At 72.5% G+C, this 21,268-nt stretch carries 22 protein-coding genes and 1 pseudogene; 16 read left to right on the top strand and 7 right to left on the bottom strand.

All coding sequences use genetic code 11. The annotated features are described in order from the left end of the window. Nucleotides 1-1,220, top strand: a pseudogene (locus JIAGA_RS36350) (cytochrome ubiquinol oxidase subunit I). Next, nucleotides 1,220-1,996, top strand: coding sequence for a cytochrome d ubiquinol oxidase subunit II (locus JIAGA_RS0114380; RefSeq protein WP_026876209.1), 777 nt, complete (start codon nucleotides 1,220-1,222; stop codon nucleotides 1,994-1,996). Before JIAGA_RS36350 ends, JIAGA_RS0114380 begins: the two are co-directional and overlap by 1 nt. An 8-nt stretch (nucleotides 1,997-2,004) precedes the next feature. On the opposite strand, the gene JIAGA_RS29800 is transcribed toward JIAGA_RS0114380, so the two are convergent. Both JIAGA_RS29800 and JIAGA_RS0114370 read right to left on the bottom strand, forming a co-directional pair. Then, the gene (locus JIAGA_RS29800) at nucleotides 2,005-2,373 is read right to left on the bottom strand and encodes a hypothetical protein (RefSeq protein WP_051426089.1); all 369 of its coding nucleotides are present in this window, start codon (nucleotides 2,371-2,373) and stop codon (nucleotides 2,005-2,007) included. 56 nt (nucleotides 2,374-2,429) lie between these two features. After that, complete coding sequence (locus tag JIAGA_RS0114370) at nucleotides 2,430-2,930, bottom strand: DUF1203 domain-containing protein (protein WP_026876208.1); 501 nt, start codon at nucleotides 2,928-2,930, stop codon at nucleotides 2,430-2,432. 84 nt (nucleotides 2,931-3,014) lie between these two features. Here JIAGA_RS0114370 and JIAGA_RS0114365 point away from each other — a divergent pair, with 84 nt between their 5' ends. Then, nucleotides 3,015-3,584: a GNAT family N-acetyltransferase gene (locus JIAGA_RS0114365; protein ID WP_026876207.1), complete on the top strand. Its 570-nt coding sequence runs from the start codon at nucleotides 3,015-3,017 to the stop codon at nucleotides 3,582-3,584. Nucleotides 3,585-3,678: 94 nt separating this feature from the next. Here the strand turns inward: JIAGA_RS0114365 and JIAGA_RS0114360 are convergent, their stop codons facing one another. Together JIAGA_RS0114360 and JIAGA_RS0114355 are read right to left on the bottom strand one after the other, a co-directional pair. Then, nucleotides 3,679-4,338, bottom strand: a complete 660-nt coding sequence (locus tag JIAGA_RS0114360; RefSeq protein ID WP_211239659.1) for a response regulator — start codon at nucleotides 4,336-4,338, stop codon at nucleotides 3,679-3,681. Continuing rightward, nucleotides 4,335-5,603 carry a sensor histidine kinase gene (locus tag JIAGA_RS0114355; protein ID WP_051426088.1) on the bottom strand — a complete coding sequence of 423 codons (1,269 nt, stop codon included), beginning with the start codon at nucleotides 5,601-5,603 and terminating at the stop codon, nucleotides 4,335-4,337. Before JIAGA_RS0114355 ends, JIAGA_RS0114360 begins: the two co-directional genes overlap by 4 nt. A gap of 132 nt (nucleotides 5,604-5,735) precedes the next feature. Here JIAGA_RS0114355 and JIAGA_RS0114350 point away from each other — a divergent pair, with 132 nt between their 5' ends. Genes JIAGA_RS0114350 through JIAGA_RS0114335 form a run of 4 tightly spaced genes read left to right on the top strand, consistent with a single transcriptional unit; the run spans nucleotide 5,736 to nucleotide 9,455 of the window. Next, nucleotides 5,736-6,632: an ABC transporter ATP-binding protein gene (locus JIAGA_RS0114350; protein ID WP_026876204.1), complete on the top strand. Its 897-nt coding sequence runs from the start codon at nucleotides 5,736-5,738 to the stop codon at nucleotides 6,630-6,632. Continuing rightward, a complete protein-coding gene (locus JIAGA_RS0114345) occupies nucleotides 6,632-7,423 on the top strand; it encodes an ABC transporter permease (RefSeq protein ID WP_026876203.1) in 792 nt (263 codons plus the stop codon). Before JIAGA_RS0114350 ends, JIAGA_RS0114345 begins: the two co-directional genes overlap by 1 nt. 2 nt (nucleotides 7,424-7,425) lie before the next feature. Continuing rightward, nucleotides 7,426-8,130 (top strand): YqeB family protein, encoded by a 705-nt coding sequence (locus tag JIAGA_RS0114340; RefSeq protein ID WP_026876202.1) that lies wholly within the window; start codon nucleotides 7,426-7,428, stop codon nucleotides 8,128-8,130. After that, entirely contained in the window at nucleotides 8,127-9,455 is a 1,329-nt protein-coding gene (locus JIAGA_RS0114335) for a M20/M25/M40 family metallo-hydrolase (RefSeq protein WP_026876201.1), read from the top strand. Before JIAGA_RS0114340 ends, JIAGA_RS0114335 begins: the two co-directional genes overlap by 4 nt. 36 nt (nucleotides 9,456-9,491) lie before the next feature. Here JIAGA_RS0114335 and JIAGA_RS29795 read toward each other — a convergent pair whose 3' ends face one another. Next, complete coding sequence (locus JIAGA_RS29795) at nucleotides 9,492-9,710, bottom strand: DUF5703 family protein (RefSeq protein ID WP_245597183.1); 219 nt, start codon at nucleotides 9,708-9,710, stop codon at nucleotides 9,492-9,494. 54 nt (nucleotides 9,711-9,764) lie between these two features. Here JIAGA_RS29795 and JIAGA_RS33150 point away from each other — a divergent pair, with 54 nt between their 5' ends. Beyond that, a complete protein-coding gene (locus JIAGA_RS33150) occupies nucleotides 9,765-10,382 on the top strand; it encodes a hypothetical protein (RefSeq protein WP_051426086.1) in 618 nt (205 codons plus the stop codon). Here the strand turns inward: JIAGA_RS33150 and JIAGA_RS0114320 are convergent, their stop codons facing one another. Continuing rightward, nucleotides 10,383-11,375, bottom strand: coding sequence for an aldo/keto reductase (locus tag JIAGA_RS0114320; protein ID WP_026876200.1), 993 nt, complete (start codon nucleotides 11,373-11,375; stop codon nucleotides 10,383-10,385). A 96-nt stretch (nucleotides 11,376-11,471) separates the two neighbouring features. Between JIAGA_RS0114320 and JIAGA_RS0114315 the strand changes: the two genes are divergently transcribed. The 4 genes from JIAGA_RS0114315 to metX all read left to right on the top strand — a co-directional run bounded on the left by JIAGA_RS0114315 (nucleotide 11,472) and on the right by metX (nucleotide 16,183). Then, nucleotides 11,472-12,521 (top strand): LLM class F420-dependent oxidoreductase, encoded by a 1,050-nt coding sequence (locus JIAGA_RS0114315; RefSeq protein WP_026876199.1) that lies wholly within the window; start codon nucleotides 11,472-11,474, stop codon nucleotides 12,519-12,521. 28 nt (nucleotides 12,522-12,549) lie between these two features. Beyond that, on the top strand, nucleotides 12,550-13,467 hold the full coding sequence (locus JIAGA_RS0114310) for an undecaprenyl-diphosphate phosphatase (protein ID WP_026876198.1): 918 nt from the start codon (nucleotides 12,550-12,552) through the stop codon (nucleotides 13,465-13,467). Between the two features lie 282 nt (nucleotides 13,468-13,749). Further along, complete coding sequence (locus JIAGA_RS0114305; RefSeq protein WP_026876197.1) at nucleotides 13,750-15,042, top strand: bifunctional o-acetylhomoserine/o-acetylserine sulfhydrylase; 1,293 nt, start codon at nucleotides 13,750-13,752, stop codon at nucleotides 15,040-15,042. Nucleotide 15,043: 1 nt separating this feature from the next. After that, a complete protein-coding gene (metX, locus tag JIAGA_RS0114300; protein WP_026876196.1) occupies nucleotides 15,044-16,183 on the top strand; it encodes a homoserine O-acetyltransferase MetX in 1,140 nt (379 codons plus the stop codon). A gap of 26 nt (nucleotides 16,184-16,209) precedes the next feature. On the opposite strand, the gene JIAGA_RS33145 is transcribed toward metX, so the two are convergent. Next, nucleotides 16,210-17,610: a M23 family metallopeptidase gene (locus JIAGA_RS33145; protein WP_157553159.1), complete on the bottom strand. Its 1,401-nt coding sequence runs from the start codon at nucleotides 17,608-17,610 to the stop codon at nucleotides 16,210-16,212. Nucleotides 17,611-17,849: 239 nt separating this feature from the next. Between JIAGA_RS33145 and JIAGA_RS0114290 the strand changes: the two genes are divergently transcribed. The 4 genes from JIAGA_RS0114290 (at nucleotide 17,850) to mshC (ending at nucleotide 21,224) form a co-directional block, all read left to right on the top strand. Continuing rightward, entirely contained in the window at nucleotides 17,850-18,545 is a 696-nt protein-coding gene (locus tag JIAGA_RS0114290) for an MSMEG_4193 family putative phosphomutase (protein ID WP_026876195.1), read from the top strand. Between the two features lie 80 nt (nucleotides 18,546-18,625). After that, nucleotides 18,626-19,186 (top strand): DUF3090 domain-containing protein, encoded by a 561-nt coding sequence (locus JIAGA_RS0114285; protein WP_157553157.1) that lies wholly within the window; start codon nucleotides 18,626-18,628, stop codon nucleotides 19,184-19,186. Nucleotides 19,187-19,192: 6 nt separating this feature from the next. Then, on the top strand, nucleotides 19,193-19,996 hold the full coding sequence (locus JIAGA_RS0114280) for an SCO1664 family protein (protein WP_026876193.1): 804 nt from the start codon (nucleotides 19,193-19,195) through the stop codon (nucleotides 19,994-19,996). Between the two features lie 19 nt (nucleotides 19,997-20,015). Further along, entirely contained in the window at nucleotides 20,016-21,224 is a 1,209-nt protein-coding gene (gene mshC / locus JIAGA_RS0114275; protein WP_026876192.1) for a cysteine--1-D-myo-inosityl 2-amino-2-deoxy-alpha-D-glucopyranoside ligase, read from the top strand. Nucleotides 21,225-21,268: the final 44 nt, after the last annotated feature.

Below are 21,268 nucleotides of genomic sequence, written 5' to 3'. Positions count from 1 at the left end.
ATGGACGTGCTGGACCTGGCGCGCCTGCAGTTCGCGTTGACCGCGGGCGCCCACTTCCTCTTCGTCGCGCTGACGCTGGGCCTGGCCACGGTCGTCGCCGTGCTGCAGACCCGTGCCGCGCTGGGCCGCAGCACCTTCCACGCCCGGATGACCCGGTTCTGGGGCCAGCTCTACGTCATCAACTACGCGATGGGCATCGTCACCGGGCTGGTCATGGAGTTCCAGCTCGGGCTGAGCTGGAGCGGGCTCACGCACGCCGCCGGTGGCGTGTTCGGTGCGGCGTTGGCGATGGAGACGCTGGTGGCGTTCTTCGTCGAGTCGACGTTCCTCGGGCTGTGGATCTTCGGCTGGGACCGGCTGAACCGGTGGGCGCACTTGGCCACCATTTGGGTGGTGACGCTGACGGCGTACGTTTCGGCGTACTGGGTGCTCGTGGCGAACGGGTTCATGCAGAACCCTGTCGGAGCCGAGGTCGACGGCGACGGCGGCGGCGTGCGGCTCACCGACGCCGCGGCCGTGCTCGCCAACCCCAGCGCGATCCAGGCCTTCTGGCACGTGCTGGCCGGGGCCCTGGTGACCGCCGGGTTCTTCCTGGCCGGAGTGAGCGCCTGGCACCTGCTGCGCCGCACCCGGGAGGCGGAGTTCTTCGGCCGGTCGCTGCGGATGGCGTGTTCACCGCGACGCCGGCGCTGTTCGCGTCCGCCGTGACAGGCGGCACTCAGTTGCAGCTGATCCAGGAGATCCAGCCGCACAAGTGGGACGAGTTCAGCGGCGGCGCCGGTCTGGCCCGGGTGGGCGCGTTGCTCATGCTCATGGCGTTCGCCGCGATGTTCTTCTTCTCCGGCCTCAACGTGCTGCTGGCGCTGTCGCGGCGGGTCGTCGTCACGGCCCGCCTGTGGCACGTCGCGCTGATCGTGGCGATCCCGCTGCCGTATGTCGCGATGATCTCCGGCCGGGTGTTCCGGGAGGTCGGCCGGCAGCCGTGGGTCATCGACGGGGTGCTGCGGACGGAGGACGCGGTGTCGGACCTGTCCGCGACGGCGATCCGGTTCTCGTTCGCCACGTTCGTGTCCGTGTTCGCGGTGCTCATCGCGGTCAACACCTGGCTGCTGGCCCGGCAGGCCCGGCGCGGCCCCGACGCCGTGGCGTTGGGCGCCCTGGGTTCCGGGGTCGGCGCCCCGACTGTGGCGGCGCCGGTACTGGTGGGGGAGGGACGCTGATGGAGACGCTCGCCGCGGTGCTGCTGGGGTTCTTCGCCGTCGGCTACTTCGTGCTCGGCGGCGCCGACATCGGTGTCGGCATGCTGCTGCCGTACCTGGGGCGGGACGGGCGGGAACGGCGGCTGGTCGTCGCGACCGTCGCGCCGTTCTTCCTCGCCCACGAGGTGTGGCTGGTGGCGACGGCGGGCCTGCTGGTCGGCGCGTTCCCCGGCCTGGAGGCGGAGCTGTTCGGCGGCCTCTTCCCGCTGATCGTCGTCGTGGTGACCGGGTGGGTGGTGCGCGACATGGGGCTGTGGTCGCGCGGCCGTGCCGGCAACCGGGTCTGGCCGGCCATCTGCGACGGCGCGGTCACGCTGGGCAGCTGGGCGGTGGCCGCCGGATGGGGCTGGATCATGGCCGGCCTGCTGTCCGGTGTCACCGACGCCGTCGCCACCGGCGCCGCAGCCGCGATGCTCGCCGCGGCCGTCGTCGTGATGTTCGCCCTGCACGGGCTGGCGTTCGCGAGCCTGCGGCTCACCGAACCGCTGCGGTCGCGAGCCCGGCCGATGGCCGGCCCGGCCGGCGACCGGGCGACGTTCGCGCTGACAGGCACCGCCATGACGGCGCTCGTCCTGGCCGCCGGGGTCCGGCTGGCGCCGACCGCGAGCGCGGCCGACGGCACCACGCTCGCGCTGCTGGTGCCGGCGGTCTGCGCGCTCCTGCCGCTGCTGCTGATCGGCCAGGTCGTGACCTGGCGCGTGTTCGGCCGCCGCGTCACCGGGCCGTCGTACCTGTAGCGCCGGTCTCAGGCCGCGACCAGCTGGTCCTCGGTGACGGCGAGGTCGACGGTGCCCTCCCGCACGCCCTCGACCTGGTCCGCAGCTGCATAGACGTCGCGGGCGAACGCGCGGTCGACGCGCAGGTAGCCGAGCCGGACCAGCCGCGCCGCTGCGCCATCGGGGAGCTCCGGGCCGGACCAGACCGCTCGCGCCACGCCGGTGACGAGGTCGTCCGGGGGCTCCAGCTGCTGGCCCTGCCCGGTGGCGGATTCGGCGTCACCCATCTTGACCTCGGCGACGGTGCCGAGCTCGCTACCGGCGGAGTCGACTACCGTCATGCCTTCGCGCACGTCGCGCAGCGGCCCGGGTCCTTCAGTCCACGTGGTCTCCGACATGATCGATCCGTACCCGTGGCCAGCCGCCGTTAACGCGGCCGGCGCTCGTCGCACGATCATCCGTCGCGGCGGACCTCGGCGTGGAAGCAGCCGAACTCGACCGCGCGGATGTGGACGACCTCCACGGCAGGATCGGCGAACAGGTCGTCCAGAGCCGCCTCGGCCACCAGCGGTGCGGCGCCCGGCGCCGGATCGACCAGGCGGCCGCCGATGATGTGCCCGCGCTTGTCGTACCCGCGGAACACCCGCCGCGCGGAGGCCACCGCGGACGGGAAACCGTCGCCGTCGGGTCCGGCACACGGCGACGCGTGCAGGAAGACCGGACCGATCTCGTCGTACGCGCCAGGCGCGGCACCGTGCGCGGCCGCCCACCGGCGAAGCGGCGCATAGGACACCAGCACGATCGACTCACCCGGTGTGCTGCGGCGCAGGCAACAGCGCAACGGTGCGCCGCCGTCGTCGTCGACGAACGGTGCCCGGGTCTCGCCGGCGTCGTCACGGATGCGAAGGGCGGCGGCGACGTCGGCCGGGATGCAGCGGTAGCGGTATGTGGTCATGCCCCCAGCGTGCCCGCGACGGCCCGGCGGAGCTGGCGGAAAACGGACGCGGCGCCCGAGCAGCACCGCCCCTACGATGGCCGGATGCCCGAACCCGCGTACCCGATCGCCACCGACCGCCTCGACCTCCGGCCGTTCGCTGAGGACGACCTCGACGCGCTGTACGAGCTGCACTCCCACCCCGACGTCGCACGCTTCATGTACTGGGAGCCGTGGTCGCGGGGCCGGGCGCTGGAAGGGCTCGGCAAGCGGATGCAGACCCGCACCCTGGCCCGTGAGGGTGACGGCCTCATCCTGGCCGTCGTCCGCCGCGACACCGGAGCCGTCACCGGCGAGGTTCTGCTGGAGTGGGCCAGTGCGGAGCACCGGCGCGGTGAGATCGGCTTCGCGTTCCACCCTGACCACCACGGCAACGGCTTCGCGCACGAGGCCGCGGTCGAGATGCTGCGGCTGGGGTTCGAGACGTTCGGGCTGCGGCGCATCATCGGCCGCTGCGACGCCGCCAACGCAGCGTCGGCCGGGCTGATGGAGCGGCTGGGGATGCGGCGCGAGGCGCACCTGGTCGACAACGAGTTCGTCAAGGGCGTGTGGGCCAGCGAATACGACTACGCGATGCTCGCCTCGGAGTGGTCCGCCCGCGCCGCCCCGAAATGATCACGTGGACCATGGGCGTTCCCGCTCCACCGGGCAAGCATTCCTGGTGAGGCGAACACACCCATGGTCCACGTGATCATTTCCGGGCCGGTCCTCAGACCAGGCCGGCGTCGTGGACCAACAGCGCGATCTGCACCCGGTTGTTCAGGCCGAGCTTGGTCAGCACCCGCGAGACGTGCGCCTTCACGGTTGCGACGCTCATGTACAGCTCGGCGCTGATCTCGGCGTTGGACTTCCCGTGCGCGATCGCGACGGCCACCTCGCGCTCCCGCTCGGACAGCTCCGCCAGCTGCTCGGCCGCCCGCCGCAGCCGGGCGCCGTCGTCGCCGTCCGCCACGTGCGCGATGAGCTGACGGGTGACCGACGGCGACAGGATCGGCTCGCCGGCCGCGGCGCGCCGGACCGCGGCGACGATGTCCGCCGGCGGGGTGTCCTTGAGCAGGAACCCGGTGGCGCCGGCGCGCAGGGCCCGCAGGACGTGGTCGTCGGTGTCGAACGTGGTCAGGATGACGATCTCCGGCGGGTCGGCGCGGCGGCGCAGCGCCTCGGTGGCGGCCAGCCCGTCGACCTTGGGCATCCGGATGTCCATCAGCACCACGTCCGGCCTCGTCGACTCCACCAGGGCCGGCACGTCCGCCCCGTCGGCGGCCTCGCCCACGATGCGCAGCTCGGGCACTCCGGCCAGCATCATGGACAGTCCGGCCCGCACCAGGGCGTCGTCGTCGACGATGAGTACGTTCACGACCTCCGTCATGCCGGCCACGGTAGCCAGGCACGGACCCGGAAGTCGCCGTCGGGCGTGATCCCGTGGTCCAGGGTGCCGCCGGCCAGCTCCACCCGCTCGGCCAGTCCGATGAGCCCGGTGCCGGTACCGGGGATCTCCGACCGGCCGGACGAGCCGACCGGCATCCGGTTGCGGATCTCGACCCCCAGGGCGTCGCCGGGCCCTCCGGTGAGGGTCACGCAGACGCCGGTGCCGCGGGCGTGCTTGCGCACGTTCGTCAGGGCCTCCTGCACGACGCGGTAAGCGCATCGGGCCACCGCGGGCGGCGGCTCGGCGCCGTCGCCGGTGAGCTCGTCGACGACGCTGACCCGCATTCCGGCCTGCCGGGACTCCTCGACCAGGGCCGGCAGCTGCGCCAGGGTGGGCTGCGGCCGGTCCGGGTCGTCGTCGGACGACGGCGCCCGCAGCACGCCGATGATCTCGCGCAGGTCCTGCAGCGCCTGGTGCGCGCTGGCCCGGATGACCGAGGCCGCGTTCGCGATGTCTGTGCCGGGCGCGTCCGGGCGGTACTCCAGCGCGCCGGCGTGCACGCTCAACAGCGAGATGCGGTGCGCCAGGACGTCGTGCATCTCGCGGGCGATGCGTTCGCGCTCCAGATGCCGGGCCCGGTCGACCCGCAGCGCCGCCTCCGACTCGGCCTGGTACGCCCGCTCCCGCAGCGACAGCACCAGCTGCCGGCGGGCCCGCACGAACATGCCCCACAACGTGACGGCGCCCACCAGCAGGACGGTGAAGGCGATCGTGCCGCGGTACGAGAGCTCCGGGTCGGGGTAGATCTCGTAGAAGAGCGCGGCGGAGGCGAGCTGCAGCAGCGCGACGGCGATGGCCACCACATACCGGCGATGCACCGCGACCGTGAACAGCAGGATCACCGACGCGCCGGCGCTGGACGCGACCGCAGAGGCCAGCACCGCGCCGGCGACGGCCAGCTGCACCGGCCAGCGCCGGCGCCACCACAGGGTCAGGCAGAACGCCGCTCCGACGACGAGGTCGGCCAGCTGCACGATCTCGGGCGGGTCGGTCGTCATCGCCGCGTCGAACGTCATGAGCCCGATGACGACGGCGAGCACGAAGCACACGGAGTCGACCACCCAGTCGCGGACCGAGCGGCGGGCCCGGCCATGACGCGTGTCGCTGGGGTCGGGGTCGGCGAGCAGCATGCCCGGCAGCAGCGACGGCAGCTCCGGCCGGCTGGGCGCCGGCCGGGCCGAGTCCGCGGGCACTGGCGTCGTCATGGAACACCACGCTACGAGCCGATCGACCTGGGCGGGTAGCGACCTTGGTCGATCGGCGCCTCGACCTTGGTCGCACGACGGCAGCCCGCCGGCCGACGCGGACCGGCTGCTCGGAGCGGCACTGTGGGTGCCATGATCACTGTCGAGCACCTCACGAAGCGCTACGGAGGCTTCACCGCCGTCGACGACGTGTCGTTCGGCTGCGAGCCGGGCACCGTCACCGGCTTCCTGGGGCCGAACGGGGCCGGGAAGTCCACCACCATGCGGATGATCTGCGGACTGACCCCGCCGACCTCCGGCGCCACCACCGTCAACGGAGTCGCGTTCCGTGACCTGCCCAACCCGGGCCGGCACATCGGCGTACTGCTGGACGCCTCGGCGCAGCATGCGGGCCGTACCGGCCGCGAGGTCCTGAGCCTGTCCGCGCAGCTGCTCGGTGTCGGGCAGAAGCGCGTGACGGCGATGCTGGAGCTGGTGGGCCTGGCCGGCGCGCCGGAGAAGCGGCGGGTCGGCAACTACTCGCTGGGCATGCGGCAGCGGCTCGGCCTCGCCCACGCCCTGCTCGGCGACCCGAGTGTGCTCATGCTCGACGAACCGGCGAACGGCCTGGACCCCGAGGGCATCTTCTGGATGCGCGGGGTGCTGCGCGACTTCGCCGACCGGGGCGGCACCGTGATGCTCTCCTCGCATCTGCTGCGCGAGGTGGAGGCCGTTGCCGACCACCTCGTCGTCATCGGCAACGGGAAGATCGTCGCCGACGGGGGCAAGGACGACCTGCTGCGGGCCGGCGGTCTGTACGTGCGCGGCCTGGAGCCGGACGCCCTGGAGAAGGTGCTCGTCGACGCCGGGCTGTCCGCCCAGCCGACCCGCGACGGCGGCTTCGCCGTGGCCGCCGACGCCGAGACCGTGGGCCGGGCGGCCGCGTCAGCGGGCATCGTCCTGCTCGAACTGCGCGCCGCCGACTCCGGTGGCCTCGAGGAGATGTTCCTGCGCCTCACGTCGAACGACACCCGGAAGGATGCCGCCTGATGTCCGCCCTCACGACCGTTCCCGCCGCCGGTACGCACCGGCCCGTCCGCACCGCCCGGCCGTCGCTGCCCCGGCTCACCCTCGTCGAGCTGCGCAAGGCCATCAACACGCGCGCCGGATTCTGGCTGATGGCCGTCATCGCGCTGGTCGCGCTCGCCATGGTGGTGGTGCAGATCTTCACCGGCGACGCCGCCGACCGGAACTTCGCCGACTTCTTCGGCGGCGCCCAGCTGGGCATCGGGTTGCTGCTCCCCGTCGTCGGCATCCTGGCGGTCACCGGCGAGTGGTCGCAGCGCACCACCTTGACGACGTTCGCGCTGGAGCCGCGGCGCGAGCGGATCGTCACCGCCAAGCTGGCCGCGAGCGCCGTGCTGGCCGCGGCCGCCGTCGCCGCCAGCCTCGTGTGGGCGGCGTTGGCGAACCTGCTCGCTCCGGTCATCACCGATGCGTCGGCGAGCTGGGAGTTCGGGTTCGAGGGCCTCGGCCGGGTGCTGCTGTTCCAGGTGGTCAACGTCCTGGTCGGCTCGGCGTTCGGCCTCGCTCTTCTGAGCACGCCGCTGGCCATCGTGCTCTACTTCGTCCTGCCCACGGCGTGGACGATCCTCGGGAGCCTCATCTCCGCCCTGAAGACCCCGGCGGAATGGCTGGACCTGTCCACGACCACTACGGTGCTCCTGGACGGTGAGCTGACCGGCGAGGCGTGGGGCCAGCTGGGCACGTCGCTCGCCCTGTGGCTGGCCCTGCCGCTGGTCCTGGGGACGATGCGCGTGCTGAGGTCGGAGGTGAAGTGAGCGTGGTTCCGGTGAACGGGCCGGCCGGAGACGAGACCGTCGTCGGCCGCCCGCTCTGGGAAGCGGTACTCGTCTGGGTGGGGTTCCCCGTCGCCGGCAGCCTGCTCGGACTGGCACTGCGGCCGGTGGCGGAATGGATCCTGGACGTCGACTGGGTCCCGGACTTCGGCCCGGCGCGGGTGGTGGCGGAACTGCCGCAACCCCAGGGCACCGTCATCGCGGTGGCGGCCGGCGTCGTGCTGGGGATCGTCCTGGCACTGACCGCAGAGGGGGAAGCCCTGCGGGTGGGCGTCGACCGTGGCCGGGTGACCCTGACCCGCGACGGCACCACCCGCACCGTCGACCGGGCCGACGTGCGCACGGTCTTCGTGGACGGCAAGTCCCTGGTGCTGCTCGGCCGCGGCGGCGAGGAGCTGGCCCGGGAGGCGTCAGACCTGCCCGCGGGCCGGCTGGAGGCGGCGTTCACCACGCACGGATATCCGTGGAGCGCCACCGACCCGCACCGCGACGCGTACCGCCGGTGGGTGCCGGAGACGCCGGACCTTCCGGCCGGCGCCGACGCCGTGCTCAAGGCGCGGCAGCGGGCGTTGGAGAAGGGCGAGAAGGAGGACGCCGCCGAGCTGCGGGACGAGCTGGGCCGGATGGGTGTCGTCGTCCGGGACGAGGAGAAGAGGCAGTACTGGCGGCATGCCAGGATAGGCGGATGACCGACGCCTCGACGCCCGCCGCAGGTTCGCCCGACGCCGAGGTCGTCGACCTCTGCCGCGACCTGCTGCGCATCGACACCTCGAACTTCGGCGACGACAGTGGCCCGGGGGAGCGGAAGGCGGCGGAGTACGTCGCCGAGAAGCTCACCGACGTCGGCCTGGAGACCACCGTCTTCGAGGCCGCGCCGGGGCGCACCACCGTCGTCACCCGCATCGAGGGCGCCGACCCGGCTCGCACCGATGCGCTGCTGCTGCACGGTCACCTCGACGTGGTGCCGGCCGACGCGGCGGACTGGAGCCATGACCCGTTCTCGGGCGAGCTCGCCGACGACTGCCTCTGGGGCCGCGGCGCGGTCGACATGAAGGACATGGACGCGATGATCCTGTCCGTCGTGCGCGACCGGCTGCGCACCGGGCGGCGGCCGGCTCGCCCCGTGGTGCTGGCGTTCCTGGCCGACGAGGAAGCCGGCGGGGTGCTGGGGGCCCACTGGGCGGTCGACCACCGGCCAGAGCTGTTCGACGGCGTCACTGAGGCCATCAGCGAGGTCGGCGGCTTCAGCGTCACCGTCCGCGACGACCACCGGCTCTACCTCGTCGAGACCGCGCAGAAGGGCATCGACTGGATGCGCCTGACGGTCGAGGGCCGGGCCGGACACGGATCGATGGTCAGTACCGCCAACGCCGTCACCGAACTGGCCGAGGCGGTCGCCCGGCTGGGCCGCTACGAGTGGCCGACCCGCCTCACACCCACGGTGCGGGCGTTCCTGGAGGAGGCCAGCCAGGCGTTCGGCCTGGAGTTCGACCCCGACGACCCGGAGGCCCTGCTGGGCGCGCTGGGCGACGCCGGGCGCATCGTCCGGGCCACCCTGCGCAACACCACCAACCCGACCATCCTGCGGGCCGGGTACAAGCACAACGTCATTCCCGGCAAGGCCGAGGCGTATGTTGACGGGCGCTTCCTGCCCGGGTACGAAGAGGAGTTCCAGGAGACCCTCGACTCCATCCTGGGACCGCGAGTCAAGCGCGAGTCGGTGGTCCGTGACATCGCGGTCGAGACGTCGTTCGACGGCGCCCTCGTCGAGGCCATGGGCGAGGCGCTGCGTGCGGAGGACCCGGGCGCCCAGACCGTCCCGTACTGCCTGTCCGGTGGCACCGACGCGAAGTCGTTCAGCCTGCTGGGCATCCGCAACTTCGGATTCGCGCCGCTGCGGCTGCCACCGGACCTGGAGTTCGCCGGCATGTTCCACGGCGTCGACGAGCGCGTACCGGTCGACGGGCTCCGGTTCGGCGCCCGCGTCCTGGACCGCCTGCTCGACCTCGCCTGACCCGGCTGCCGACCCGCGCACCGGCGCGCGGCAGCCTCAGAGCGTCGGCCGCACCCGCAGGATCTTGCGTCGCAGCACCACCTTGCGGGTGCCGTCGGGGTTGAGGCGCAGGCGTGCGAGTTCCCAGTGGCCGTGTTCCGCGTGCTCGGTGAGCAGCCGGCGGGCAGCACCGCGCGAGGTGGTGCGGGGTAGGAACAGGTGCCGGTACTCGTACTCGGTGGCCTGCGCGAACCGGGAGCTGCGACTCGTCGCCACCGACCATTCCATTCACGTATCTTGCCATGGCCACAGCGGGTACGGTCGTGCACTGTGACCACGCCGCCGCACGACATCGAGCGCCTGCAGTCCGCGCTCGACGAACTCACCGACGCCCTGGAAGCCCACCTGCAGGCCTGTCTGGCCCGCACCGGCGAGACCGATCCGGCGGTCATCTCCGCCTACAGCGCGCTGCGCAACGCCGCCGATCGGTACGACAACCTGCTCTACGACGTGACCGACGAGGTCACCCCCTGGGAGTTCCCGGAGGACCCCGCCGACCCGGAGTTCGAGGCCGACGACGCCGCCCCGGCCCAGGTCGGCGTGCTGGTCCGCCGCGACTACGAGATCGACGACACCGACTCCCTGCTCGGGGCCGGCCGCGAGGCGTACAGCGAGCTGTACCCGCGCGACCCGGCGGAGTCGGCCGTCGCCGACGTGTCGCATCCGGGCCGGGCGCTCTACCAGATGCTGCACGCCTACGGGGTGGACGGCCTGGACGAGCGGGCCGAGGACTCCGGGCTGCGGCCGCGCGGTGGCACGGTGTGGGTGCAGGCGCTGGCACCCGGCGACGACGAGACGCTGACGACCGAACCGTTCGCCGTCGCCGACGAGGAGCTGCTCGTGTACCGCGTCGACGAGGTCATCCACACCGACGACGACCTCGGGTGATCACCGAGGCGGGGTGACCGAGCGGTTCTCCGGGTAGCCGATCGGGACCGCGGACACCTCGTCCAGGGCCGCGCGGATCTCCGGCGGCAGGTCGAGGTCGTCGGTGCCGAGCACGTCGCGCAGCTGGGCGGCGGTACGGGCGCCCACGATGGCCGAGGTCACCCCGGGCCGGTCGCGCACCCACGCCAGGGCCACCTCCAGCGGCAGCGCGTCGAGCCCGTCGGCTGCGGTGCAGACCGCGTCCACGATCTTCGCCGAGGCGCCGTCCAGGTAGCGGTCGACGAACGGTGCCAGATGGGCGGTGGCCGCGCGCGAGTCCGCCGGCGTGCCGCTGCGGTACTTGCCGGTCAGCACGCCCCGCCCGAGCGGCGACCACGCCAGCACGCCGAGCCCCAGCCGCTGCGCCGCAGGCAAGACCTCACGCTCGATGCCGCGTTGCACCAGCGAGTACTCGACCTGGGTGGACACCAGCGGGGCCTGGGCGCCCGCGACCGCCCGCTGGTGCACCGCCGCCGCGGCGGTCTGCCAGCCGGCGTAGTTGGAGACTCCGACGTAGCGGGCCCGGCCGGACGTGACGGCGTACTCCAGCGCCCCGAGGGTCTCCTCCAGCGGGACGGCGTTGCTCCAGTCGTGCACCTGCCAGAGGTCGACGTAGTCGAGGTCGAGCCGGTCGAGGGAGTCGTCGAGCTGATCGAGCAGCGCCTTGCGCGAGACGTCCACGACCTGCTGCGACGAGGATCGAGAGATGCCCGCCTTGGTCGCGATGACGAGGTCCGCGCGCGGCACCGCCGTGTCCAGCAGCGTGCCGATGAGGCGCTCGCTCTCGCCGTCGCCGTACCCCGCCGCGGTGTCCAGCAAGGTGCCACCGGCAGCGGCGAACGCCGTGAGCTGCTCCCGTGCGTCGTGCTGGTCGGTGTCGCGTCCCCACGTCATGGTGCCGAGGCCCAGCCGCGAGACCGACAGCCCGCTTCCCCCGAGTCGTCGCTGTTCCACGCCGCGAGGCTACCCGGTGGGGACACGGACGCGGGGTGCGGATCGCCGGACGGGTAGAGTCCGCGGCAGCGACGAACGGTGTTCGGGAGGTGACGAATGCGGCTGGGGCTCAACCTCGGCTACTGGGGCGGCGGCGACAACGCCGACAACCTGGCATTGGCCAGGGAAGCCGACCGGCTGGGCTACAGCGTCGTCTGGGCGGCGGAAGCCTACGGATCAGACGCGCCCACGGTGCTCGCCTGGGTGGCCGCGCAGACCGAGCGCATCGACGTCGGCAGCGCCGTCATGCAGATCCCGGCCCGCACGCCCGCCGCCACTGCCATGACCGCCGCCACCCTGGACACCCTGTCCGGCGGGCGGTTCCGGCTCGGGCTCGGCGTCTCCGGCCCGCAGGTCTCCGAAGGCTGGCACGGTGTCCGGTTCGACCGGCCGCTGGCCCGCACCCGCGAATACGTCGACATCGTCCGGCTGGCGCTCTCGCGGCAGCGCCTGGCCTACGACGGCGACCACTGGCAGCTGCCGCTGCCCGACGGCCCCGGCAAGTCGCTGCAGCTGACCGTGCACCCGGCGCGGCCGTCCATCCCGCTGTACCTGGCCTCGATCGGCCCGCGCAACCTCGAACTGACAGGTGAGCTGGCCGACGGCTGGCTGGGTGTGTTCTACGCACCCGAGCATGCCGCCGACTCGCTGGAGTTGATCCGCGCCGGCCGCGAGAAGACCGGCGCCACGCTGGACGGCTTCGACGTCGTCCCCACCGTGCCGGTCGCGGTCGGCGACGACCTCGACGCCTGTGCCGCGCCCATCCGCGCCTATTCCGCGCTGTACCTCGGCGGCATGGGCAGCCGGCAGCAGAACTTCTACAACGCACTCGCCGTCCGGATGGGGTTCGGCGCCGCCGCCCGCGCCGTCCAGGACCTCTTCCTGGACCGAAAGCACCGCGAGGCCGCGGCGGCCGTTCCGCTGGAGTTCGTCGACCGGACCGCGCTGATCGGGCCGCCGGAGCGGATCCGCGACCGGCTGCACGCCTACGCCGAATCCGGCGTGACGACGCTGTCCGTCGCAGCCCACGCGGGCGATCTCGATCAGCGGATGGCCACGCTGCGAACCGTCGCCGAGGCGTTGGACGCGGCCGGACTGGCGTCCTGAGCGGGCAACAGAGGAGTCGAACGGTCAGATGGAGTGGTTTCAGGCTGCCGTCCTGGGCATCTTGCAGGGCCTGACTGAGTTCCTGCCGATCTCGTCCAGCGCGCATCTGCGCATCTACCCCGAGCTGTTCGGCTGGGACGACCCCGGCGCCGCCTTCACCGCCGTCACACAGATCGGCACCGAGGCAGCGGTCATCCTGTACTTCGCCCGTGACATCGGCCGGATCGTCAGCGCCTGGTTCCGGTCGCTCTTCACGCGGTCGTCGGTCGCGTCCGGTGCGTCGGCGTCCAGTGCGCTGGCCTCGTCGGGATCGGGGTCCGCATCGGGGCCGGTGCGCGGGCGCCGGCGCCGGAAGCAGAACTACGACCCGCAGGACGCCCGCATGGGCTGGTTCGTCATCATCGGCACCATCCCCATCGGCGCGCTCGGCTACCTCCTGCAGGACATCATCCGCGACGACTTCCGCTCGCTGTGGATCATCGCCACCACGCTCGTGGTACTCGGCATCATCCTCGGCGTCGCCGACCGCGTCGGCCGCAAGGAACGCCCCGTCGCCGCGCTCACGTACAAGGACGCCGTCCTCATCGGGTTCGCGCAGGCGATGGCGCTGGTCCCCGGCGTCTCGCGGTCGGGAGCATCCATCAGCATGGGCCTGTTCCTCGGCCTCGACCGCGCGGCGGCGGCCCGGTTCGCGTTCCTCCTGGCCATTCCCGCCGTCCTCGGGTCGGGCATCTTCGAATGGCCGGGCGCCATGGCGGAGGGGTCCGTCATCGGTGTCGGGCCGACGATCCTCGCGACGGTGATCGCCTTCCTGGTCGGCCTCGGTGTCATCGCCTGGCTGATGTCGTGGCTGGAGAAGCGGTCCTTCGCGCCGTTCATCGTCTACCGCATCGCGCTGGGGCTGTTCACCTTCGCGATGCTGGCGACCGGAACCTGGAGCGCGTGACCGACCAGAATCACCGATATGTGAGACGTGAATCTCACATCATGAACGTCGCCTGGGCGGCTGGGCGATCCTCCGGGAAGAATGGCGCCATGTTCGCGCCCACGTTGACCCGTCGCCGTCCCGTCGAGTCCATGTGCGCACCCAGCCGCCTGTGTCGCTGACCTGGCCGGCCTCTCCACAGCTCCCGCGCGTCGCCGCGTACGCGCGGGCCGAGTCCTGAGCACGGCGCAGCCCGGAGCACGCCGCCGCGCGTCCGTCACACCCACCCTGCCGAGGAGCAGCATGAGCGACCAGTGGTCCTTCGAGACCCGCCAGATCCACGCCGGCCAGACCCCGGACAGCGCCACCGGTGCCCGGGCGTTGCCGATCTACCAGACCACGTCCTACGCCTTCCGCGACACGCAACATGCCGCGGACCTGTTCAGCCTGGCCGAGCCGGGCAACATCTACACACGGATCATGAACCCGACACAGGACGTCGTCGAGCAGCGGCTGGCCAGCCTCGAGGGTGGTGTCGGCGCCCTGCTGGTCTCGTCCGGCCAGAGTGCCACCACCGCGGCTCTGCTCAACGTCGCCGAAGCCGGCGACCACATCGTGGCGTCGGCCAGCCTGTACGGCGGCACGGACAGCCTGTTGCGGCACAGCTTTCCGAAGATGGGTGTCTCGGTGAGCTTCGTCGAGCATCCGGACGACCCGCAGACGTGGCGTGCCGCCGTCACGGACCGGACCAAGGCGTTCTTCGGCGAGACGATCGGTAACCCGAAGGGCGACGTCCTCGACATCGAGTCCGTGGCCGCCGTCGCGCACGAGGTGGGCGTGCCGCTGATCGTCGACAACACCATCGCAACCCCCTATCTGCTCAGGCCGCTGGCCTTCGGCGCGGACGTCGTCGTGCACTCGGCGACCAAGTACATCGGCGGGCACGGCACCGCGATCGCCGGCGTCGTCGTCGACGGCGGCAGCTTCGACTACGCCGCGCACGGCGACCGGTTCCCCGGGTTCACCACCCCGGACCCCAGCTACCACGGCCTGGTGTACGCCGATGCTCTGGGCCCGGCGGCCTACATCGCCAAAGCCCGCGTGCAGTTCCTCCGCAACCTCGGTACGGCCATCTCGCCGTTCAACGCGTTCCTGCTCGCCCAGGGGCTGGAGACGCTGAGCCTGCGGCTCGAGCGCCATGTACAGAACGCGCAGGCGGTGGCCGAGTGGCTCACAGGCCGCGACGAGGTCGCCTCGGTCAACTACCCCGGCCTGGCGTCCAGTCCGTGGTATGCCACCGCCCAGAAGTATCTGCCGAATGGCGCCGGCGCGGTGTTGACGTTCGAACTGCCCGGCGGGATCGAAGCCGGTCGCACGTTCATCGACTCGCTGGAGCTGTTCAGCCACGTGGCGAACATCGGCGACGTGCGCAGCCTCGCCATCCACCCGGCGAGCACCACGCACTCGCAGCTTTCACCGCAGGAGCAGCTCAGTGCCGGCGTCACGGCAGGGCAGGTCCGGCTGGCCGTCGGACTGGAGGGGATCGGGGACATCCTCGCGGACCTGGAGGCGGGCCTGCGGGCGGTCAAGGGCTGAGGTGACTGAGCAAGCAGTCGGGGACCCGGCGGCCAGCGGTGCCTGGGACGAGGGCGACCCACTCGGCAACAGGAGGTTCGCCGACGCGGGTGACCTCCGGCTGGAGTCCGGGACGACGCTGCCCGGTGTCCGGGTCGCCTACGAGACCTGGGGGACCCTCGCACCGGACGCGTCGAACGCCGTCCTCGTCCTGCACGCACTCACCGGCGACAGCCATGTGGCCGGCCCCGCCGGTCCCGGCCACCCCACACCCGGATGGTGGGACGAACTGGTAGGCCCCGGCCGGGCCATCGACACCGATCGGTACTTCGTCGTCGCCCCGAACGTCCTCGGCGGCTGCCAGGGAACCACCGGGCCGTCGTCGCGGGCGCCGGACGGGCGGCGGTGGGCCGGCCGCTTCCCGCGGATCACCGTGCGCGACCAGGTGGCCGCCGAAGCCCTGCTGGCCGATGTGCTGAGGGTGGACACCTGGGCCGCGGTCGTCGGCGGGTCGATGGGCGGGATGCGGGCGCTGGAGTGGGCGGTGACCCACCCGGACCGCGTCAGCGGGCTGCTGCTCGCCGCCACCTGCGCCGCGGCATCGGCCGAGCAGATCGGCCTGTGCTCGGCCCAGGCACACGCGGTACGGGCCGACGCCAGGTTTCGCGGCGGCGACTACTACGACGCCGGCCCCGGTGGCGGACCGTCCGCAGGGCTGGGCGTCGCCCGCCGCATCGCCCACCTGAGCTACCGCAGCGAGCCGGAGCTCCAGGCCAGGTTCGGCCGCCTGCCCCAGGACGGCGAGGACCCCGCCGCGGGCGGGCGGTTCGCCGTCGAGTCCTACCTGGACCACCAGGCCGCCAAGCTGGTGCGTCGGTTCGACGCCAACTCCTACATCGTGCTCAGCGAGGCGATGAACACCCACGATGTGGGCCGTGGCCGCGGCGGCATCCCGGCGGCGCTGGCCCGGGTCAGCGCGGAGACCGTCGTCGTCGGGATCGACTCCGACCGGCTGTACCCGCTGTGGCAGCAGCAGGAACTGGCCACGGCCATCCCCCGCAGCGGCGAGGTGCGGGTGGTGAATTCACCTTACGGCCACGACGGCTTCCTGATCGAGACCGCGGCGGTGGCCAAGCAGCTCGCCGAACTGCTACGCGACTGACCGGCCTGGCCGCTGGAACGACGGCGTCAGCTGCCCGGCAGCGGCGCGTTCGACACCCACGGCCACGGGTCGGTGTGCTGCCCGTCCAGGCGCACCTCGAAGTGCAGGTGCGGCCCGGTCGAGTAGCCCGTCGACCCGATGTTCCCGATGTACTGGCCCTTCTCGACCCGCTGGCCCGGCTGGACCATGAGGTCGGTCTGGTGCGCGTACATCGTGGTGAGCCGCTGGCCGTTCACCATGCCGTGGTCGACGATCACCATGTTGCCGTAGGCGTTGTTCCAGCGCGCCTCGACGACGGTGCCGGCGTCGGCGGCGTAGATGCGCCCGTCGCCGCGGCCGAAGTCCAGACCGGTGTGCATCTTCACGTAACCCAGGATCGGGTGCAGCCGCTGGCCGTACTCCGACGTCGTCGGGCCGGTGGCCGGGCGGACGAACGTGCCGGTGCCGTAGCCGGGTCCGTAGTCGACGGCCGTCAGCATCTCGCCGACCGCGGTGGACTGCTGCAACATCTCCATGTGCCGCTGGTAGTCCTCGAGCTTGGCCTGCTCGGCGGCCTGCAACGCCGCGTTGACCAGCGTGGTGGTGTCGTCGAGCACCTGCTGTGCGGCCAGCGCTGCCTGCTCGGCGGCCTCGCGGGCGGCCAGCGACTCACTGGCGGCGTCGGCGCTTCGCTCCCGCTGCCGGCGCTGTGCCTCCAGCCGGGCGTGGGCGTTGCTCAGCTCGGCCTGGTCGACGGCCATCTGCTCGAGCGCGGCACTGCCGGTACGCAGCATCGCCCGCATGCCCATGTAGCGCGAGGCCAGCTCGTCCGGCGTCTCGGCCGCCAGCACCACACCCAGAGCGCTGAGGTTGTTGCCCTGGTAGGCCTGCCGGGCCAGCGCACCCAAGGAGTTGCGGGTGGACTCGGTGCGGGCACTGAGCTCGTCGATCTGCCGCTGGGTGCGGGCGACGGCTTCGGCGGCGATGGCCAGCTGCTGGCGCGCCTGCACGTCGGTGGCGCGGGCGTCGTCGGCGGCCGCGGACGCTTCGGCGAACGACGCGCGGGCGGTGTCGAGATCGCCCATCACCTGGGAGAGCAGCCGCTGCGCCTCGGCGACGGCCACCGTCTGGGCGCCCTGGAGCGCCTGCTCGTAGGCCTCGTTCGGGTCGGCCGGTGGTGCGGGCGGTTCCTCGTCGGTGTTCGGCGGCCTGGGCGGCTGCGGCGGGTCGGGCGGGGCCGGCGTGCCGGCGGGCGGTGTCGCGGGTGGTGTGGTGGGTAGCGGCGTCGTCGGGGGTGTCGTCGGCTGTTCGGTCTCAGCCGGCGGCTGGGTGGTGGCCGTCGGCGGCTGCGTGGTGACCGTCGGGGTTGGGGAGTCCGGGTCCGGAGTGGGCTCGGCCCGGGCCGGCGTGATGGCCAGGGCCAGGGCGAAGCTCGTCGCGGCCGCCACCGCGACCCTCCGCTGACGTTCGAGGCACCGCATACCGCGTCGTGTCTCCCTCCGCCCGGCCCGCGCCGCCGGTTCGGCCGTACGGCCCACCGGCGACAACGTTCGTCCCAGACATACCTAGCCCAGATTGACGCCCATTGCGACCCCCTTGGCCCACCTCAATGTACGCCGAGGTAACCGCCAACTGGAACAAATCGCCCAGATGTTCGGGTGCTGCCGACGCCTCGTAGGCTTCGGACATGCCAACAGTCGTCCTCGTACGGCACGGCCGGACCGCCGCGAACGCGGCCGGCGTGCTGGCAGGCCGGACCCCCGGAGTCGCCCTCGACGAGAACGGCCGGGCCGCGGTCGTCCGGCTCGCGGAGCGGTTGCGGGCGGCGCGGCCCGCGGCCGTCGTCAGCAGCCCGCTCGAACGCTGTGCCGAGACCGCCCGCGGCATCGCCGCCGGCCGCGACGTCGTCATCGACGACCGCCTCACCGAGTGCGACTACGGCAGCTGGACCGGGCGGCCGCTGGCCGAGCTGCGCGAGGAACGGCTCTGGAAGGTCGTGCAGGACCACCCCTCCGGCGTGGTCTTCCCAGGCGGCGAGTCGCTGCGCGCCGTGCAGGAACGGGCCGTGGCGGCGGTACGCGACCACGACACCCGGCTGGCCGCCACGGACGGCGGCGCCGGGGCGGTGTGGCTGGCGGTGTCCCACGCCGACGTCATCAAAGCCGTCGTCGCCGACGCGCTGGGCATGCACCTGGACCATTTCCAGCGCATCGTGATCGACCCCTGCTCGGTCACCGTCGTCTCCTACACCGAGCACCGCCCGTTCGTGCTGCGCCTCAACGACGTCAGCGGCGACCTGGGCTTCCTGGCCCCGCCTGCCCGGCAGGAGCAGCGCAGCGTGCCCGCCGGCGACGCCGTCGTCGGCGGTGGCGCGGGCACGTGAGCCGGGCGGCTGAGCAGCCCGGCCGCGCCGCGCTGACAGGTGATCAACGCGCGCCGCGTGGCCCGAGATAGGCTGCAGCCGTGGTCGCGCAGGTGTACCGATTCGATTCGCCCGACCGGTTCGTCGCCGGCACCGTCGGGCGCCCCGGCGAGCGTTCCTTCTTCCTCCAGGCACGCGACGCCACCCAGCTGATCAGCGTTCTGCTCGAGAAGGAGCAGGTGTCGGTGCTCGCCGAGCGGGTCGACGCCATGCTCGACGAGATCCTTCGCCGGGCCGGCGGGCTCACGTCCGTGCCGGCGGTCGCGCCACCGGACACCGAGGACCTCGACCCGCTGGAGCAGCCCATCGTCGAGGAGTTCCGGGTCGGCGCCATGACGCTGTCCTGGGACACCGACGCCGAACGGGTCGTCGTCGCCGCCTACGCCGTCACCGACGACGAGAGCGAGCCGCCGGACGACCCCGACGAATCCGACCGCGACGTCATGGTGGTGCGGCTGTCCGGGCAGGAGGCGCGGGCGTTCGCCAAACGCGCCCAGGCCGTCGTCGCGGCCGGGCGGCCGCCGTGCCCGCTGTGCAGCCTGCCGCTCGACCCGGCCGGTCACGTCTGCCCACGCCAGAACGGCTACCGGCGGCGGGACTGACCCCGCGTGGACCTGCTGAGCCTGCTGCGCGACGGTGAGCTGACGGTCGAAGGGCGGTTGGTCGTCGCGTCCAACCTCACCCTCGTCGGGCAGGTTAGCCACGGCGAGCAGACGGTGCGCTGCGTCTACAAGCCGATCCGGGGCGAACAGCCGCTCTGGGACTTCCCCGACGGCACCCTGGCCGCCCGCGAGGTCGCCGCGTACGAGCTGTCCCGGGCCGCCGGGTGGCACGTCGTGCCGCCGACGGTGTTCCGGCCCGACGGCCCATTCGGACCGGGCATGTGCCAGGCGTGGATGGAACAGCCGTCCGCGCCGGCCCCGTCGTGGGTGGACGTCGTCGCGCCCGGTGCCGCGGGGGAGGGCTGGCTGCCCATCCTGCACGCGGTCGACGGGGACGGCGACCCGGTGGTGCTCGTCCATGCCGATGACCCCGGCCTGCGGCGGCTGGCGCTGTTCGACGCCGTCGTGAACAACGCCGACCGCAAAGGCGGGCATGTCCTGGCCGCCGACCCCGCCGTCGCCTCGGGGCTGGCCGCGATCGTGGGCGTCGACCACGGCGTCTGCTTCAACGTCGAGCCCAAGCTGCGCACCGTCCTGTGGGGCTGGGCGGGCGAACCCATCACCGCCGGCGAACGGGCCGAGCTGGAATCGGTGCGGACGCTGCTCGACGGCCCGCTGGGTGCCACCCTGGGCGGTCTGCTGGACGACGACGAGGTGGCCGCGACCGCCCAGCGGGTCGACGTCCTGCTGGCCCGGGGAGCCCTGCCCAGTCCCGAGGGGCGGATGCCGGTTCCCTGGCCCGTGTTCTGACCACCTAGGCTCTTCAATCATGCGAGTCTGGTCTGCCCCCGACCTGCCGGCCCTGCCCGGGACCGGGCTGCCCGTGCGGTTGTACGACACGGCGACGGCCTCCCCGCGGACCGTGGAACCCGGCCCCACGGCGTCCATGTACGTCTGCGGCATCACCCCGTACGACGCCACGCACCTCGGGCACGCGGCCACGTACCTCGCGTTCGACCTGCTCAACCGGGCCTGGCGCGACGCCGGCCACGGCGTCGCCTACGTGCAGAACGTCACCGACATCGACGACCCCCTGCTGGAACGGGCCACCGAGACCGGGGAGAACTGGCGGGCACTCGCCGACCGCGAGACCGAGCTGTTCACCGAGGACATGGCCTGGCTGCGCGTGCTGCCGCCGGATCGGTACATCGGCGCCGTCGAGGCGATCCCGCTCATCGTCTCCCTGATCCAGCGCATGGAGTCGTCGGTCTACGACGTCGACGGCGACCTCTACTTCTCGGTGCGCTCCGACCCAGCGTTCGGTTCCGTGGCGGGGCTGTCGGAGCGGCAGATGCACGAGCTGTTCGCCGAGCGCGGGGGCGACCCGGACCGGCCGGGCAAGAAGGACCCCCTCGACCCGGTGGTCTGGCAGCGGGCCCGGCCCGGCGAGCCGTCGTGGGACAGCCCGTTCGGCGCCGGCCGCCCCGGCTGGCACGTCGAGTGCACCGCCATCGCCATGGAGCACCTCGGTGTGCCGTTCGACGTCCAGGGCGGCGGCAACGACCTCGCATTCCCGCACCACGAGATGTCCGCGTCGCACGCACACGTCGTCGCCGGCTCCTTCGCGACGGCATACGTCCACGCCGGCATGGTCGGTTTCGACGGCGAGAAGATGTCCAAGTCGCTGGGCAACCTGGTGTTCGTGTCGAAGCTGCGCCACGAGGGCGTGGAACCCGCCGCGGTCCGGCTGGCCCTGCTGGCGACGCACTACCGAGCCGACCGGGAATGGTCGCAGGACGTGCTGACCACGGCGCAGCAGCGGATGGAGCGGTGGCGTGCCGCCGCGGCCGCACCGGCCGGCGCCGACGCGTCGAGGCTGCTGGCGGCGGTGCGGGAGCGGCTGGCCGACGACCTCGACAGCCCGGGCGCCCTCGCCGCCGTCGACGAGTGGGCCGCGACCCCGGGTGCCGACCCCGACGCCCCTGGTCTCGCCACCCGCGTCATCGACACCCTCCTCGGCATCTCCCTGGCGAAATGATCACGTTCGGCATGGGTGCTCCCGCCTCACCATGAATGCTTGCC

Origin of the sequence: Jiangella gansuensis DSM 44835 (genome assembly GCF_000515395.1) — a bacterium.
Classification (GTDB): Bacteria; Actinomycetota; Actinomycetes; order Jiangellales; family Jiangellaceae; genus Jiangella; species Jiangella gansuensis.
The sequence above is the reverse complement of the archived record's forward strand: the minus strand, read 5'-3'. Positions and strand labels throughout refer to the sequence as shown.